The organism is Streptomyces sp. AC627_RSS907 (genome assembly GCF_019049165.1).
The window spans coordinates 1-861 of sequence record NZ_JAGMUE010000544.1; the positions used below are offsets into that span (position 1 = coordinate 1).

Sequence of the window (861 nt, forward strand, 5' to 3'; positions counted from 1 at the left end):
GTCCCGGGCGGCCTGGTCGGCCGGCCCGGCGGGACCGCGTGCTGAGCGACCGTGTCAGCCGGCGAGGACCTCGCGGGCCAGGCGGGCCGTCTCGGACGGCGTCTTGCCGACCTTCACGCCCGCGGCCTCCAGGGCCTCCTGCTTGGCCTGCGCCGTGCCGGAGGAGCCGGAGACGATGGCGCCGGCGTGGCCCATGGTCTTGCCCTCGGGCGCGGTGAAGCCCGCCACGTAGCCGACGACCGGCTTGGTGACGTTGGCCTTGATGAAGTCCGCGGCCCGCTCCTCGGCGTCGCCACCGATCTCGCCGATCATGACGATCAGGTCGGTGTCGGGGTCGGCCTCGAACGCGGCGAGCGCGTCGATGTGCGTGGTGCCGATGATCGGGTCACCGCCGATGCCGACGCAGGACGAGAAGCCGATGTCGCGCAGCTCGTACATCATCTGGTACGTCAGGGTGCCGGACTTGGACACGAGGCCGATGCGGCCCGGCTTGGTGATGTCGGCCGGGATGATGCCGGCGTTCGACTGACCGGGGGTGATCAGGCCGGGGCAGTTCGGGCCGATGATGCGCGTCTTGTTGCCCTTGCTGCCCGCGTACGCCCAGAAGTTGGCGGTGTCGTGGACGGCGATGCCCTCGGTGATCACGACGGCCAGCGGGATCTCGGCGTCGATCGCCTCGATGACCGCGTCCTTGGTGAACTTCTCCGGGACGAAGATGACCGTGACGTCGGCGCCGGTGGCCTCGATGGCCTCCTTCACGCCGCCGAACACCGGCACCTCGGTGCCGTCGAAGTCAACGGTTGTGGCGGCCGTGGGCGGGTTCACGCCGCCGACGATGTTCGGGCCCGAGGCAAGCATCCG

General features: G+C 70.5%; 1 protein-coding gene. It reads right to left on the bottom strand.

Annotation, left to right across the window (positions count from 1 at the left end; genetic code table 11):
- Positions 1–54: 54 nt before the first annotated feature.
- Positions 55–861 (bottom strand): succinate--CoA ligase subunit alpha (sucD, locus tag KUM32_RS36975; protein ID WP_217146249.1); only part of this gene is annotated, 807 nt, incomplete at its 5' end.